This window comes from Catenulispora subtropica (genome assembly GCF_039531675.1).
In the GTDB taxonomy this organism is placed as follows: domain Bacteria; phylum Actinomycetota; class Actinomycetes; order Streptomycetales; family Catenulisporaceae; genus Catenulispora; species Catenulispora subtropica.
In genome coordinates this window covers 263,045-277,783 of sequence record NZ_BAAAQM010000002.1, presented here as the reverse complement: position 1 = coordinate 277,783, position 14,739 = coordinate 263,045, and the positions used below count along the sequence as shown (strand labels likewise).

Genomic DNA, 14,739 nt, shown 5'->3' with positions numbered 1-14,739 from the left:
GGAACGAGGAGAATCTCACCGTGCTGTCCATCGCCCCGGCGCTGGCCGAGGCGATGCGGCGGATCCACAACGGCGAGTCGGTCAGCGCCCTGTTCGAAGGACCCTAGTCAGCTCAGGTTCGCCTGGAAGAAGGCGAAGATCCGGTCCCAGGCGTCCATCGCGGCCTCGGCCCGGTAGCTGACCCTGTTGACGTTGAAGAACGCGTGCCCTGCGCCCTCGTAGGTCTTGAAGTCGTAGGTCTTGCCGAGTTTGTCCAGCGCCTCGGCCAGGCGCGCGGTCTCCTCCGGCGACGGGTGCGTGTCGTCGGCGCCGAAGTTGCCCAGCAGCGGGCAGGACAGCCCGGGCAGCAGGGACTCCAGTGAAGTGGCGCGCAGCCCGATGCCCTCGGGGGTGTCCGACATGACGAAGGCGCCGTAGTTGTCGACGGCCGCCTGCAGCTCCAGGGAGCAGGCCGCGAGCAGCGACTGGCGGCCGCCGGAACAGTAGCCGATGGTGCCGACCCTGCCGTTGGACGTGGGCAGCGAACGCAGGTAGGCGGCGGCCGCGCCGACGTCCGCGACCAGGCGCTCGTCGGGCACGCCGCCGTCGGCGCGGACCGCGGCCGCGGCGTCCTCGTGGGAGATCCCCGGGCCGCCCTCGCGGCTGTAGAGGTTCGGCACGACCGCGTCGTATCCGTGCACGGCGAAGGTGCGCGCGAACTCCCGCGTCGCCTCGTCGTAGCCGGGCAGGTGGTGGATGAGCACGACGCCGCCGCGCGGGGCGTCGTTCTGCGGCACCGCCAGGTAGGCCTCGATCTCGGCGCCGTCGTTCCCCGCGAAGTGGACGGTCCCGGCCTGGATGGCGTTCGTCATGGCAGTCTGCATGGCCGCCATCCTGGCACGCTCACTTCACGGAGAGAACGTAGGCGCGGACAGCGAGCGACACCTCCGCGCCCGACCGAACGCGCTCGGCTCCGGCGTGCCATGCGTTCGGTCCCATGCCGATCACCTGGGCGACCTCATCGGCGGTGAGCGTCAGCCTCCGCTCGAAGGGGTGCTCCTCCTCGATCCGGAAGCGGTCGGCGAACTGCGCGCGCAGCCGCTCGGGCTTGCGGTCGTCGACGGCGAGCAGCCCGTACTCGTCGATCAGCTCCCGGAGATGCCCCGGCTCGGGCACCACGACGATCGCGCGTCCGGCCGGATGCAGCACCCGGCGCATCTCGTGCGGGTTGCGCGGGGCGAAGACGTCGAGCAGCACCGAGGCGGCGTGGCCGCGCACCGGCAGCCCGGCCCAGGCGTCGGCGACCACCGCGCCGATGCGCGGGTGGGCCCTGGCGGCGTGGCGGGCGGCGTGTTTGGAGATGTCCAGCGCGATGCCGGGCCGGTCCACGTCGTCCAGGACCCGGGCCAGGTAGTAGCCGGTGCCCGCGCCGAGGTCGACGACACACGCGCCGTCCTCGCCGCCGGACTCGGCCTCGGCTTCGGCGACCCGGGCGTCGGCCTCTCGGGCCAGGTCGGCGACGAGGTCCGCGATGCCGGCGTAGTGGCCCGCGCCCAGGAAGCCCGCCCGGTCGGCGACCATGGCCGCGGTGTCCGCCGTCCCGGCGCCCCCCGCCCCGGCCAGCAGCGAGACGTAGCCGGGCCGCGCCACGTCGAAGGCGTGCCCCTCCTCACACAGCAGCCGGGAGCCCGGGGCGGCCTCCGCGATCAAGGCGGTGGCGCAATGCGGGCAGGACAGCCAGGTCAAGACGTCCGAGATCACTCCGCCAGTCTTTACCAAAAGCCGACGATCCACGAAGGCACCATGGGAACAGCGGAGGCTCCCTCCGCGTTGATACACTGAAACGCGATACAACGCGTCTCACGCGCGCGCCGTCGAGAGGGATGAGCCATGGCCAGACAAACGATCCGCTATGACGGCGACCGCGGCCCGTCCGCCAAGCCGTTGATCGTCCTCACCGTGCTCGCGGTCCTGCTGCTGGTCGCGGTCCCGATCTCGATCCTGGTCGCGCTGTTCATGATCGTGTTCGGCCACGTCACCGGCGGCTTCGCGGTGATCGGGGTCACGCTGCTGGCCGCGATCGTCTCGGTGGTGGTGGCCGGGGCCAGCGGCATCCGGCACCTGCAGAAGATCGTGGAGTACAAGTCGTTCCGCGTGGTGCAGCTCGGCCGCCGCGAGTACCACTACGAGGGCGACAACTGCGGGCACGACCACTCGAACGACGAGATCCGCATCGTCTGACGCCCCCTCGCCGAACGACCTGGACGCGCCGCTCCCTCAGGCCGTCCAGGTCTCGCGCACCCAGGCGTGCCGGGGATCGTCGCTGAACGCCATCGACCGCCGCGCGCCGCGGTCGGCTCCGGCGAGCACGTTCAGGTAGTACAGGTCGTAGCCCGGCATGGCCATCGACGGGCCGTGGTAGCCGTACGGGATCAGCACGACATCCCCCGCACGCACCTCACGCAGCACGTCGATCTCCCCGGCCGCCGACGAGTACACGCGCTGGTAGGCCGGCCCGCCCTCGTAGTAGTAGATCTCCTCCTTCGCCGTCTCGCCGCCCTCGACGTCCTCGTCGTGCTTGTGCGGCGGCCACGACGACCAGTTGCCGCCCGGGGTGACGACCTCCACCGCCAGCAGCCGGTCGGTGTCGAAGGTCTCCGGGACGCAGAAGTTGCGCACGGTGCGCGCCGCCGGGCCCGCACCGCGCCGCTCGATCGGCACCGTCTCCCGCGCCCCGTACCGGAACGGCAGGTCGGCTTCGGCCCGCGCGGTCGGGATCGCGACCCGGCACATCCCGCTCGCGGCGATCAGCGTGACCGTGCTGTTGCGGGGTATGTACGCGAAGTCGGTGGGCCCGGCGAACACGTCGGCCCGGCCCTGCAGGAAGAACTCCCGGGTTCCGCACTTCACCGTGCACGCACCGGAGAGCGGCACCACGAGCGCCTCGTCTGCCGCGGTGAAGAACCGGTGGTTGCCGGCGAACGCCGCGGTCCGCAGTCCCGCGTAGCGCCAGCCGGCCGACTCCGGCGTGATGTCGACGTCGGTCATGCTGCCTCCTGCTAGCTGCTTAGCAGCGCAGAGTTCTGCGGTCAACCTGTTGTCCGGACAAAGTGACAGCAGCATACTGACCCGTATGGGGATCCGACCGCGGATCGAGGTGGACCGCTCCTCCCCGATTCCGCTCTACTTCCAGGTCGCCGAGCAGATCGCCGAGGCGATCCGCACCGGCGAGCTCGCGCCCGGCGACCAGCTCGACTCCGAAGTGCAGATCGCCGAGGCGCTGGGCCTGTCCCGTCCGACGGTGCGCCAGGCGATCGGGCACCTGGTGGACCGCGGCATGATCGTGCGCCGGCGCGGCGTCGGCACGCAGATCCTGCCGATGCCGGTGCGCCGCGAGATGGAGCTCACCAGCCTGCACGACGACCTGGCCCGCTCGGGCCGGGCGCCGGGCACCGACGTGCTGCTGCTGGCCCGGGTGCCGGCCGAACCGGAGGCGGCCGGCGCGCTCGGCATCCCCGGCGGGACGCCGGTGACCAAGGTGGTGCGGCTGCGCCGCTCGCAGGGCGAACCGCTGGCCCTGATGCGGAACTGGCTGCCCGATCCGGTGCCGGCGCTGAGCGTCGAGCTACTGGAGACCAGGGGTTTGTATGAAGTACTGCGCAAGGCGGGTACACGCATCTGCGTGGCCCGGCAGCGGATCGGCGCCTGCACCGCGGACCAGGAGCAGGCGGCGCTGCTGGAGGAGCGGCGCGGCGCCGCCCTGCTGACCATGGAGCGCACGGCGTTCGACGACAACGGACGGGCGGTGGAGTTCGGCAGCCACATCTACCGCGCGTCCCGGTACAGCCTGGAAGTGACCGTCACAGAACACTGACACCGGCAGGACCGACGAAAGCGGAGGCACCGATGGGAGCACGTTCCGCACGTTCCGGCAATCTCCGAGCCCTTCTAGCGATCACCGCGGCGGCCGCGGCACTGGCCGCCGGCTGCTCCAGCTCCACCTCCTCGCCGAGTGGGGCGAACGTCAACTCGGCCGACCAGCCCAAGAACCCGACCCTGGTGATCACCGCCAACGACATCAGCGGCGGCAAGAACGCCGCCGAGGCGGACTGGATCCAGAAGACCCTCATCCCCGACTTCGTGAAGGCCGAGGCGGCCAAGGGCATCACCGCCACCGTCACGTTCCGGCCCAACGGCGTGGACGACAGCGCCTACAAGTCCAAACTCGCCCTGGACCTGCAGTCCGGCACCGGTGACGACGTGTTCGCGCTGGACGGCATCTGGGTCGGCGAGTTCGCCGACGCCGGCTACCTCAAGCCGCTGGCCGAGGTGGCCGGCGGCCAGGTCAACGACTGGGACGGCTGGAAGCAGATCACCAGCGCGGTGCAGGCGCTCGGCGAGTACCAGAGCAAGCGGTACGGCGTGCCGAACGGCACCGACGGCCGCGTCATCTTCTACAACAAGAAGCTGTTCGCCCAGGCCGGACTGCCGGCCGACTGGCAGCCGAAGAGCTGGCAGGACATCTACGACGCCGCCGACAAGCTCAAGAGCCTGTCCGGGGTGACGCCGATCCAGTGGGACGGCGGCGTGCCGATGGGCGAGGCGACCACCATCCAGGGCTTCCTGCCGCTGCTGGCCGGCGCCGGCGGATCGCTGTACGCCGACGGCAAGTGGCAGAAGCCGGGCAAGGCGTTCACCGACGCGCTCGGCTTCTACCAGAAGGTGTACGCCTCCGGCGGCTACGGCGACGCGGTGCTCCAGCAGGACGCGAAGGGCCGCGACAAGTCGTTCGCGGAGTTCGCCGCCGGCAAGATCGGCATGTACGCCGAGTCGGACTACATGTGGCGCTCGGTCGTGAACCCGCAGGGCGGCACCGCGCCGATGGCCGACCGGGACCAGAGCGTCGGGTACGCGCTGATCCCGGCCGAGACCGCCGGCTCCGGCGTCCGGCAGCAGGACTTCGTGTCCTACTCCGGCGGCTCGGACTGGTCGATCAACCCCAAGACCAAGTACCCGCAGGCGGCCTGGGACTTCCTGGCCTTCATGAACTCCAACGCCGAGACCGTCTCCCGGATCGGCGGCGCGGCGAAGATCACGGCGCGCACCGACGTCAACAACCAGGTGCTGGCGAACGACCCGATGTTGAAGTTCGTCAACGACAAGGTGCTGCCGATCACCTCGTTCCGGCCGTCGCTGGCGGCCTACAACGACGTGTCGGCCCTGGTCCAGAAGGCGGTCGCGGACGTGGTGGGCGGCAAGAGCCCGGACGAGGCGGCGGCCACCTACGAGAAGGGCTTGGAGGCGCTCGTTGGCGCGGGCAGCATCGCCGGCGGCAGCTGAGGATCCGGCGGGGCTGGGCAGGGCGCGCGCGGCGGGGATCGCCGCGCCCGCCTTGCTCGTCGTCCTCGCCTTCCTCGTCTTCCCCGCCCTGTGGACGCTCTATCTGGGGACCACCAACTACCGGCTGACCGGCTTCGCCGCGCGCCACCCGCGCAGCGTCGGCGCCGACAACTACACGAACGTGGTGAAGGACCCGGCGTTCCACCACTCGCTGTGGCTGACCTTCGAGTACGTGCTGGGCTCGGCGGTGATCGGACAGGCGCTGCTCGGGTTCGCCGTCGCCTGGCTGCTGCGCGACGCCACCGGCTGGGTGAAGCGGCTGATCGAGGCCCTGGTGCTGCTGGCCTGGATCCTGCCCAGCTCGGTCGTGGCGTTCCTGTGGGTGGCGCTGCTGGACCGGGACGCCGGCACGCTCAACACCCTGTTGCACACCCCGGGCACGGCCTGGGCCATCGAGCACCCGATGGCCACCATCATCGTGTTCAACATCTGGCGCGGCACCGCGTTCTCGATGCTGCTGTACAGCGCCGCCCTCACCAGCGTGCCGCCGTCGCAGCTGGCCACCGCCCGGATGTTCGGCGCGAACTCCTGGCAGCAGCTGCGCGACGTGGTGTTCCCGCACATCCGCGGGCACGTCCTGACCAACCTGTTGCTGATCTCGTTGTGGACGTTCAACGACTTCACGCCCTACCAGATCACGGCCGGCGGGCCGGACGACAAGTCCTCGATCCTGCCGGTCTACATCTACCGGACCGCGCTGTTCAGCGGGCAGATGGGGCTGGGCGCGGCGATCTCGCTGCTGATGCTGGTCATCAACCTGGTGGTGGCGCTGGTGTACCTGCGACTGCTGCGCGAGCGGCGGCTGGAGCGTGCGGCGTGAGAGATTCCACCCCCGGAGCCGTGGCCGCGAAGATCGGCCGTTACACGTTCTTGTCAGTGCTGTTGGGGTTCTTCGCCCTGCCGATGCTGTGGCTGGCCTCGGCGCCGTTCAACGCCCACCCGACCTTGAACGTGAGCATCAGCTCGTTTACTCTTCACAACTTCTCGGTCCTGCTGAAGGATCCCTATGCGCTGCCGTCGCTGTGGAACTCTCTACTGCTGGCAGGGGGTACGGCTCTGCTGACAGTGGGGTTCGCAGCGGCGGCGGCGTACGCGCTCAGCCGGGTGCGGGTGCCGGGCCGCGACGGGATCCTGTACGCGCTGCTGCTGCTGTCCTCGATCGTGACCGGCACGGCCGCGATGGTGCCGCTGTTCCAGCTGGCCTTCAAACTGCACCTGATCGACTCCCGGCTGGGAGTGATCCTGGTGTTCACCGGCGGGCTGATCCCGGCGGCGATCTTCATCCTGAAGGACTTCACCGACAACATGCCGCGGTCGTACGAGGAGTCGGCCCGGGTGTTCGGGGCGTCACCGTTCCAGATCATCGGGCACATCGTGCTGCCGATGATCCGGCCGGGGCTGGCGACGGTGACGGTGTGGGCCGTGGTGAACGTCTGGAGCAGCTTCCTGATCCCGTACATCCTGGTCCGCACCCCGGAGAAGTATCCGGCCTCGGTCGTGCTCTACACCTTCTACACCGAGGGCGGACAGCCCAACCTCGCGTTGATTTCGGCCTTCTCCCTGCTTTACTCGATCCCGGTGGTCGTCTTGTACCTGTTCGTCAGCCATCGCTACGGTTTCCGGTTCCACGGCGGGATCAAGCGGTAGTCGCGAGGAGCACCCATGACAGAGGTTTCTTAAATGGCGCAGATCAGAACGGTCGACCTGACGAAGACCTTCCCGGACGCGGCCGGCGGGGTCACCGCGCTGGACGCGCTGTCCCTGACCGTCGAGGACGGCGAGTTCTTCGCTCTGCTGGGGCCGTCCGGCTGCGGGAAGACCACCCTGCTGCGCACGCTGGCGGGCCTGGAGACGCCGACGAGCGGCGCCGTCCACATCGGCACGGCCGACGTCACACACACCCCGCCGGGCAAGCGCGGCGTCGCGATGGTCTTCCAGGACTACGCGCTGTTCCCGCACATGACGGTGACCGAGAACATCGCCTATCCGCTGCGGGTGCGCGGTGTTCCGAAGGCCCGGCAGCGGGAGGCGGTGCTGGCCGCCGCCTCCGAACTCGGGCTCACCGGCACCGAGACCACGCTCGGGCTGCTGGACCGCAGGCCCGGCGCGCTGTCCGGCGGCCAGCAGCAGCGGGTGGCCCTGGCCCGGGCCACGGCGGCCGACCCGACCGTATTTCTCTTTGACGAACCCCTTTCCAACCTTGATGCTCGTCTCAGGCTTGAGGCGCGGACGTTCCTCAAGAGGCTGCAGCGCGAGCTGGCGACCACCACGGTCTTCGTCACCCACGACCAGGCCGAGGCGCTCGCTCTCGCCGACCGCATCGCGGTCATGCAGTCCGGCCGCATCCGGCAGCTCGGCACACCCCGCGAGGTGTACCGGCGGCCGGCGAACATTTTCGTGGCTTCCTTCATCGGCTCCACGCCGATGAACCTGCTGGAGGGGACTGTCCGTGACGGACGCGTTCTGGTCGCAGATTCAGAGATCGCCCTGCCGCACGGGACCGCAGAGCGCGTGGCCGAACGCGCCGAGGTGGTCCTTGGGGCGCGCCCGGAGTACTTCCGCGTATCGGCGGATCCGCTCGAGGGGGCGTTTAGGGGCACGGTAGCCGTCGCCGAGAACCTCGGCAGCTCCCTGCTGCTCACCCTGGACGTCGCCGGCACCGCGGTGCAGGTCGTCGTCGGCGAGGACGACGAACCGGAACCCGGGGCGACCCTGTGGGCGTTGCCCCGCCAGGACCGGACGCTGCTCTACGCGGATGGGGAGTTGGTGGGCTGATGCGTCTCGACGGCGTGTGGTGGTTGGAGGACCGGCTGCGGCAGCAGCTGCGGACGGTGCCCTTCGAGGTGCCGCCCGGGACCGCGGAGATCGAGGTCCGCCTCGACTACGACTCCTCCGCCGGCGCCGTGCTGGACCTGGGGTGCGCCGGGCCGGAGGGGTTCCGCGGGTGGTCCGGCGGGGCGCGGTCGTCGTTCCGGATCGGCGTCCATGCCTCGACCCCGGGGTACCTCGCCGGCGAGGTACCTCCGGGTCTATGGCACGTGTGGCTGGGGCTGCACCGCGTGCCGGTCGAGGGCGTGCGGTACTCGCTGGAGATCACCTTCTCCGACAAGGCGCGCAAGGTCTCTCAAGACCTCGGATACCGGGAGCCCGACCCGCTGGAGCGTCCGCCCAAGCGCGACCTGCCGCGGGTCGACGGCCGCCGCTGGTTCGCCGGCGACCTGCACGCCCACACCCAGCACAGCGACGGCGCGCTCAGCATCCGGGGGCTCGCGACGCTGGCGGCGCGCACGGGACTGGACTTCCTCGCCGTCACCGACCACAACACGATCAGCCACTACCCCTTCCTGGAGAAGCAGTCGGCGGTCACCGGCGTCACGCTCATCCCGGGCCAGGAGGTCACCACCGAGCTCGGCCACGCGAACGTGTGGGGCTCGGCGGAGTGGATCGACTTCCGGCGCCCGGCGTCGCAGTGGATGAAGCAGGCCGAGAAGGCCGGCGGGCTGTTCTCGGTCAACCACCCGCTGGCCGGCGACTGCGCGTGGCGGCACCACCTCACCACCCAGCCCTCGATCGCCGAGCTGTGGCACTGGTCGTGGCTGGACCGGACGTGGGGCGAGCCGCTGGCGTGGGCCCGGCGGCACCCGGCGGGCGTGATCCCGGTCGGCGGCAGCGACTTCCACGCCCCCGGCGGCACCCCGGCCTCGCTCGGCGAACCGGTCACCTGGGTGCTGGCCGACGAGTGCACCGTCCCAGCGCTGCTGGACGGCATCCGCGCCGGGCGCACGGCCGTCTCCGCGGCGCGCACCGGACCGCTGCTGCTGCGCTGCGGGGACGAACTGCTGGCCCTGGACGCCGAGGGCCTGGTGCTGGTGCGCCCGGACGAGACCCGGGTGGCGGTGCGGCCGGATCCGGCCGGCCGCCAGCTGTTCCCGGCGTCGCAGAAGGGCATGTATCGCTTGGAGACGTGGCGGAACGAGGTGGTGGCATTGTGCGCGTGACCAAGCCCCCGGAAGTCCCGGCCTGGCGGGTGAAAGTCGCCACGGCGCCGGTGAACTTCGGCATCTACGCCGTGCGGGATCCGTTCATCAGCGCCGCCGAGTACGCGCGGATATCCGCCGACTGCGGCTACGAGGGAACCGATCTGGGCCCGTACGGCTACCTCGACGAGGTGCTGACACCGTCCGGCCCGCCGCTCGCCGGAGGCTGGCACGACCTCCGCTTCGGACAGGAGCGCGGCTTCGCCGAGGACCTGGCCGCGCTCGACGGCACCGCACGCCTGTTGCACGCGAACAACCGGTTCCCGGACATGAGCAGCTTCGCCCCCAAGCCGACCCTCGCCTGCCCGCCGTCCGAGCCGCTGGACGCCGCCGGATGGGGGCTGCTGGTGCGGCAGGCGTACCGGGCCGCGTCCCGCTGCCGCGAGCACGGCCTGGAGCCGGTGTTCCACCACCACATGGACACCAGCATCGAGACGCCGGACGACATCGACCGCCTGCTGGAGCTGACCGAGCTGGAGCTGTGCCTGGACACCGGGCACCTGATCGCGGCCGGCGGCGACCCGCTCGCGACGCTGCGCCGCTGGGGGCACCGGGTGCGGCACGTGCACCTCAAGGACGCGCTGCCGGACGGCACGTTCTGCCGCTTCGGCGCGGGGTCCCTGGACCTGGAGGCGTTCCTGGACGCGCTGCGGGCACTGGATTACGAGGGGTGGCTGGTGGTCGAACAGGACGTCCCGGACAGCGGCCAGGACCTGCGGCAGATCATCGCCGACCTGCGGCACAACCGCGAAGTGCTGGCCGGGCTGGGCTTGTGATGGCGGGATCGGGATCGGGATCGGGAACGGGATCGACGACCGGACAGGTCCGGGTCGCCGTCGTGGGACTCGGCCGCGTCGCACGGCACGTCCACCTGCCGCTGCTCGCCAAACTGGACCGGCACTTCGCGGTGAGCGCCGTCTGCGACTCGCAGCCCGGATATGCCGACCAGGTGGCGGGCGAGCTCGGGCTGACCGGGTCGGCGGTCTTCCGGGACACCGTCAGCCTGTTCAGCTGCGGCGAGTTCGACGCGGTGCTGCTGCTGACCTCGGGCTCGCACGCCGGCCTCGCCGCCGAGGCGCTGCGGCGCGGGTATCCGGTGTTCTGCGAGAAGCCGCTCGGCCACACTCCCGAGGAGGCGGCACTCGTCGCCGACGCCGGCGGCCGGCTCATGCTCGGCTACATGAAGCAATACGACCCGGCCGTCACCGAAGCGCTGGAGACGCTGGACCCGTCGGCCATCCGGCACATCGACGTCAGCGTCCTGCATCCGCCGGAGCGTTTCCCGGCGACCGACTGGGTCCCGGCCTCCGCGCCGGCACAGACTCACAGCGGGGCACGGGAACACTGGGAGTACCGCGCCGTCCTGGACAGCGCGTGCCATGACGTGGCCCTGATCCGGTTGCTGGCCGGCGTGGCGGAGCTCGACGTCGACCGTGCCTCGTCCTGGGGCGCCACCGACGGCGAGTCGGGGTCGCTGGAGTTCTCCGGCCCGCTCCCCCGCGGCCGGTACACCGTGCGGTGGCACTTCCTTCCCGACTATCCCGAATACGAGGAACGGGTGCGGGTGCACACCGAACACGGCACCAGGGACCTGTCGTTCACCAACCCCTACTTCTTCGGCGCCGACTCCGGCTTCGAGCGCGAACTGCTCGCGTTCCACTCCCTGGTCACCGCCGGCACCCCGCCGCTGAGCGGCCCGGCCGAGGGCGCCGCCGACATCCGCACCGGGCTCCGGGTCCTCGCCGCGCTCGGGAAGTCCGCATGACCGTTCCCGGCGCCGAACACCCAGAGCTGGTGATCGTCCCGCACACGCACTGGGACCGTGAGTGGTACCTGCCGTTCCAGCGCGTCCGGCTGCGGCTGGTCGCCGTCCTGGACCGGCTGCTGACCCAGCTCGCCGACGATCCGCGGACCCGTTTCACCCTGGACGGCCAGACCGCCGCGGTCGACGACTACCTGGCGATCCGCCCCGAGAAGGACGGACTGGTCCGCGAGCTGGTGGGCCTGGGCCGGCTGGCGGTGGGGCCGTGGCGCGTGCTCGCCGACTCGTTCCTGTGCTCGGGCGAGAACCTCCTGCGCAACCTGGAGCTCGGCCTGCGCCGCGCCGACGACCTCGGCGGCGCGATGCGCGTCGGCTACCTGCCCGACCAGTTCGGCCACTGCGCGCAACTGCCGCAGATCCTCCGCGTCGCCGGGATCCGCGCGGCGTGCGTCTGGCGCGGGGTGCCGGAAGCCGTCGACGGGACCTGGTTCCGCTGGGTCGCGCCGGACGGGACGGCCGTGCGGACGCGTTACCTGCCGGAGGGCGGCTACGGCGGCGCCGCCGGCGTCTTCGCGGAGGGCGGCCCGGCGCTGGTGCGGCGGCGCGCCGCCGAGCATATCCGTGCCCTGCGACGGTGGCAGCCGGACGGCCCCCTGCTCGGCATGTACGGGACCGACCACTCCGCACCGGTCGACGACCTGGCGGATCTCGTCGAGGCCGCCTCCCGGCCGGCGGCCTGGGAAGAGACCGTGCACCCGGACGGGGAGGAGAACGGCGAGACCCGGATGCGGCTCGACACCCTGGCGGGGTTCTTCAAAGGGCTGGTGACCGACACCGCGGAGGGCTTCGGCGACGCCGCCTCGACCGTCACGGTCCACGGCGAGCTGCGTTCCCACGCCCGCGCCGACATCCTGCCCGGCGTCCTGTCCTCGCGCATCCCTCTCAAGCAGGCCCTGAGCCGGGCCGAGCGCCTGGTCGAGCGTTACGCCGAGCCTCTGGTGGCCCTGTACGGCCACCCCTACGCCAGCCAGCCCTTCCTGAACCTGGCGTGGGAGCGGCTGGTCGACGCCTCCTGCCACGACAGCGTCACCGGCTGCGGCGCCGACGCCACCGCCGACCAGGTCGCGGCCCGCATCGCCGAAGCCGACGACCTCGGCCGCGGGGTCGTGGACCTGGTCCTGGCACCGATCGCGGCCACCGTCCCGGACGGCGGGCACCTGCTGTTCAACCCCTCGCCGCGCCGCCGGACCGAGGTGGTGACGCTCGACCTGCCGGCCGACCGGACCCTGGTGACCGCCTCCGGCGAAGCAGTGCCCTGCCAGGTGCTCGCCACGGAGCAGACCACCTTCGCCGACGAGATGGTCCCGGCGGACGACCTGGACCGCCACCTCCGCAAGGTCCACGGCCGCGAGCTCCACGGTTCGCAGATCACCGCGTGGGACGTCGACGCCGACGCCCGGACCATCGCGTTCGACCTGGCCGCCACCTCGGACCTCGGGTTCGACGTCGCCGACGTGCGCGCCGCGGCCGCCGCGACCGGCGTCGAGCTGTGGCGGGTCAAGGTGCGGACGCGGCCCCGGCACACCGTGGCCGCGCGGGTGGAGGTCGAGCCCCTGGCCCTGGCCGCGGTCACGGCCGCGCCCGCCGCCGGCCTCCCGAGCGAGCCCGCGCTCGGGCCCGTCCCCCCGAGCATCGCCGCCGGCCGCGGCTCGCTGTCCGACCTGGACAACGGCCTCATGCACATAGCGCTGCGCTCCGACGGCCTGCTCGACGTCCTGGCCGCCGACGGCACCCACGCGGCCGGGCTCGGCGCGATCGTCGACGGCGGCGACCTCGGCGACGAGTACACCTACGCGCCGCCCGCACGCGACCGCGTGGTCGACTCCCCCGACGAGGTGTGGAACCGGGTCCTGTGGAGCGGCCCTCTGACCGGCGCGCTGGAGTCGACGCGGTGGTACCGGTGGCCGAAGCACGGGGAGCCGGACCAGGGCACCCGGGCCGCGACGACCGTGACCACCGAGATCGGCACCCGGGTCGAGCTGCGGCAGGGCGAACCGTTCGTGCGGCTCACCATCAGCTTCGACAACCAGGCCGACGATCACCGGGTCCGCCTGCACCTGCCGCTCCCCCGCGCGGCCGCCTGCTCGCACGCCGAGGGCCAGTTCGCCGTCGTCGACCGCGCCCTCCACGCCGAGGGCGGCTCCGGCGAGCACCCGGTCCCGACGTTCCCGGCGTACGGCTGGGTGGCCGCCGGCGGTCTGGCGGTCCTGCTGGACCACGTCAGCGAATACGAACTCGTCGACGGCGGCCGCACGCTGGCCCTGACCCTGCTGCGCTCGGTCGGGCTGCTGTCCCGCACCGAGAACGCCTGGCGCCGGGCGCCGGCCGGCCCCCAGCTGGCGACGCCGGGCGCACAGTGCCACGGACTGCGGACGGTGGAGCTGGGCTTGTTCCTCTACGCCGGCGCGTGGCACGAATCCAGGCTCTTGGAAGCAGCCGAACGTTTCCGCCACCCGTTCACGACGGCCCCCGGCCAGGGGCAGGACCCCGACGGGACGCCGGACGTCCCCGAAGGCGGCATCGAGATCGGCGGCCGCGGCGTGGTGCTCAGCAGCTGCCGCGACGTCGGCCGCGACGGCCCGGAGTTGCGCCTGGTCGCGCTCACCCCCGAGCCGACGACAGCTACGGTGCACTCCACGCACGGCCATGGCGACATAGCGATGCGCCCCTGGCAGATCATGTCGGTCGCCGCCAGGAGCGCATCAGAGAAGGGTTGACGTTCGAACCAACCCAGCCTTTCGCGATGCGGCTAACGCACAGCGGCCCAAGGCCTGTTGGACTGCCGGTACTCAGGTTGCTTCCGATACTTGCGGAACAGCTGTTCCTTGAAATGACGGATCGCCTGAGCGACACGGGTGTGGAAGTAGAGCAAGTTCCCCTGCCTGCGCGCACGGCGCGCTAAGCCGAGAGCCCCTGGGCGGTCACTGGAAGCGCCCAGGGGGCGGCCCCGAGCGCTTCCAGAGCCCTCACAGGCCCTCACAGGCATTCTCAAACGTCGGCCGGCAGCAGCATCGCCTCGTCCGCGTAGCACCAAGCCCAGACCTCACCCGTCTCATAAGAGCGGATCAGGGCGTGCCCAGTGGAGCGCCAGTGCGCCGTCGCGTGCCGGTTCGGCGAGTTGTCGCAACAACCCACATGGCCGCAGGTCAGGCACTCCCTCAGGTGGAGCCAGCGACCCCCGACGGCCCGGCAGTCCCGGCAGGTGTCCTCCGATTCCGGCTCGACGTCCCGGAGCTGGTCCAGGTGGTCGCACCGGCCGCCGTTGGCGGGGATGTACACGGGGATGGACATGGGTGGCAGCTCCTCGCGCGTCTGATTGATCACCCTGTGCCCGTTGTGACCCGATGCACAGATGCTTGGCGCGGAGCGTAGCCAAAGAAGATGACCTGCCATGGGACGAGCGGGAAACATCACGTCCGGTTAGGCTTGCGGTCCCCACAGGGAGTGGCAGGGTCCGGCGGACCGCCTCTCGCCTCCGTCGAACCCCTACCATGGAGTGAT

Annotated in this window: 14 protein-coding genes and 1 pseudogene; 11 read left to right on the top strand and 4 right to left on the bottom strand. The window is 71.2% G+C overall.

Translation table 11 applies throughout. From position 1 onward, the window contains the following. Nucleotides 1–8 precede the first annotated feature (8 nt). Nucleotides 9–107 (top strand): annotated as a pseudogene (locus tag ABD466_RS03450) (ribose-phosphate diphosphokinase); the annotation flags it as partial. On the opposite strand, the gene ABD466_RS03445 reads toward ABD466_RS03450, so the two are convergent. Together ABD466_RS03445 and ABD466_RS03440 are read right to left on the bottom strand one after the other, a co-directional pair. Then, nucleotides 108–872 carry a dienelactone hydrolase family protein gene (locus tag ABD466_RS03445; RefSeq protein ID WP_425558523.1) on the bottom strand — a complete coding sequence of 255 codons (765 nt, stop codon included), beginning with the start codon at nt 870–872 and terminating at the stop codon, nt 108–110. Between the two features lie 10 nt (nt 873–882). Further along, entirely contained in the window at nt 883–1,740 is an 858-nt protein-coding gene (locus ABD466_RS03440; RefSeq protein ID WP_344655413.1) for a putative RNA methyltransferase, read from the bottom strand. A gap of 129 nt (nt 1,741–1,869) precedes the next feature. Here ABD466_RS03440 and ABD466_RS03435 point away from each other — a divergent pair, with 129 nt between their 5' ends. Beyond that, the gene (locus ABD466_RS03435) at nt 1,870–2,220 is read left to right on the top strand and encodes a hypothetical protein (RefSeq protein ID WP_344655412.1); all 351 of its coding nucleotides are present in this window, start codon (nt 1,870–1,872) and stop codon (nt 2,218–2,220) included. A 36-nt stretch (nt 2,221–2,256) separates the two neighbouring features. Here ABD466_RS03435 and iolB read toward each other — a convergent pair whose 3' ends face one another. Continuing rightward, nucleotides 2,257–3,027: a 5-deoxy-glucuronate isomerase gene (gene iolB / locus ABD466_RS03430; protein WP_344655411.1), complete on the bottom strand. Its 771-nt coding sequence runs from the start codon at nt 3,025–3,027 to the stop codon at nt 2,257–2,259. Nucleotides 3,028–3,112: 85 nt separating this feature from the next. On the opposite strand from iolB, the gene ABD466_RS03425 reads away from it, so the two are divergent. The 9 genes from ABD466_RS03425 to ABD466_RS03385 are packed head-to-tail and all read left to right on the top strand — an operon-like array spanning nt 3,113 to nt 13,955. Then, nucleotides 3,113–3,853: a GntR family transcriptional regulator gene (locus tag ABD466_RS03425; RefSeq protein WP_344655410.1), complete on the top strand. Its 741-nt coding sequence runs from the start codon at nt 3,113–3,115 to the stop codon at nt 3,851–3,853. A gap of 32 nt (nt 3,854–3,885) precedes the next feature. Further along, nucleotides 3,886–5,319, top strand: coding sequence for an extracellular solute-binding protein (locus ABD466_RS03420; protein WP_344655409.1), 1,434 nt, complete (start codon nt 3,886–3,888; stop codon nt 5,317–5,319). Beyond that, nucleotides 5,288–6,199, top strand: a complete 912-nt coding sequence (locus tag ABD466_RS03415; RefSeq protein ID WP_344655408.1) for a carbohydrate ABC transporter permease — start codon at nt 5,288–5,290, stop codon at nt 6,197–6,199. The genes ABD466_RS03420 and ABD466_RS03415 overlap by 32 nt, the downstream gene beginning before the upstream one ends. After that, on the top strand, nt 6,196–7,026 hold the full coding sequence (locus ABD466_RS03410) for a carbohydrate ABC transporter permease (protein WP_344655407.1): 831 nt from the start codon (nt 6,196–6,198) through the stop codon (nt 7,024–7,026). Before ABD466_RS03415 ends, ABD466_RS03410 begins: the two co-directional genes overlap by 4 nt. A gap of 33 nt (nt 7,027–7,059) precedes the next feature. Next, a complete protein-coding gene (locus tag ABD466_RS03405; RefSeq protein ID WP_344655406.1) occupies nt 7,060–8,154 on the top strand; it encodes an ABC transporter ATP-binding protein in 1,095 nt (364 codons plus the stop codon). Next, complete coding sequence (locus ABD466_RS03400; RefSeq protein ID WP_344655405.1) at nt 8,154–9,377, top strand: CehA/McbA family metallohydrolase; 1,224 nt, start codon at nt 8,154–8,156, stop codon at nt 9,375–9,377. Before ABD466_RS03405 ends, ABD466_RS03400 begins: the two co-directional genes overlap by 1 nt. Beyond that, nucleotides 9,374–10,192: a TIM barrel protein gene (locus tag ABD466_RS03395; protein ID WP_344655404.1), complete on the top strand. Its 819-nt coding sequence runs from the start codon at nt 9,374–9,376 to the stop codon at nt 10,190–10,192. Before ABD466_RS03400 ends, ABD466_RS03395 begins: the two co-directional genes overlap by 4 nt. Then, nucleotides 10,192–11,181 carry a Gfo/Idh/MocA family protein gene (locus ABD466_RS03390; protein ID WP_344655403.1) on the top strand — a complete coding sequence of 330 codons (990 nt, stop codon included), beginning with the start codon at nt 10,192–10,194 and terminating at the stop codon, nt 11,179–11,181. The genes ABD466_RS03395 and ABD466_RS03390 overlap by 1 nt, the downstream gene beginning before the upstream one ends. Continuing rightward, nucleotides 11,178–13,955, top strand: a complete 2,778-nt coding sequence (locus ABD466_RS03385) for a glycoside hydrolase family 38 N-terminal domain-containing protein (RefSeq protein ID WP_344655402.1) — start codon at nt 11,178–11,180, stop codon at nt 13,953–13,955. Before ABD466_RS03390 ends, ABD466_RS03385 begins: the two co-directional genes overlap by 4 nt. A gap of 271 nt (nt 13,956–14,226) precedes the next feature. Here ABD466_RS03385 and ABD466_RS03380 read toward each other — a convergent pair whose 3' ends face one another. Continuing rightward, entirely contained in the window at nt 14,227–14,529 is a 303-nt protein-coding gene (locus ABD466_RS03380; protein ID WP_344655401.1) for a UBP-type zinc finger domain-containing protein, read from the bottom strand. Between the last annotated feature and the right edge of the window lie 210 nt (nt 14,530–14,739).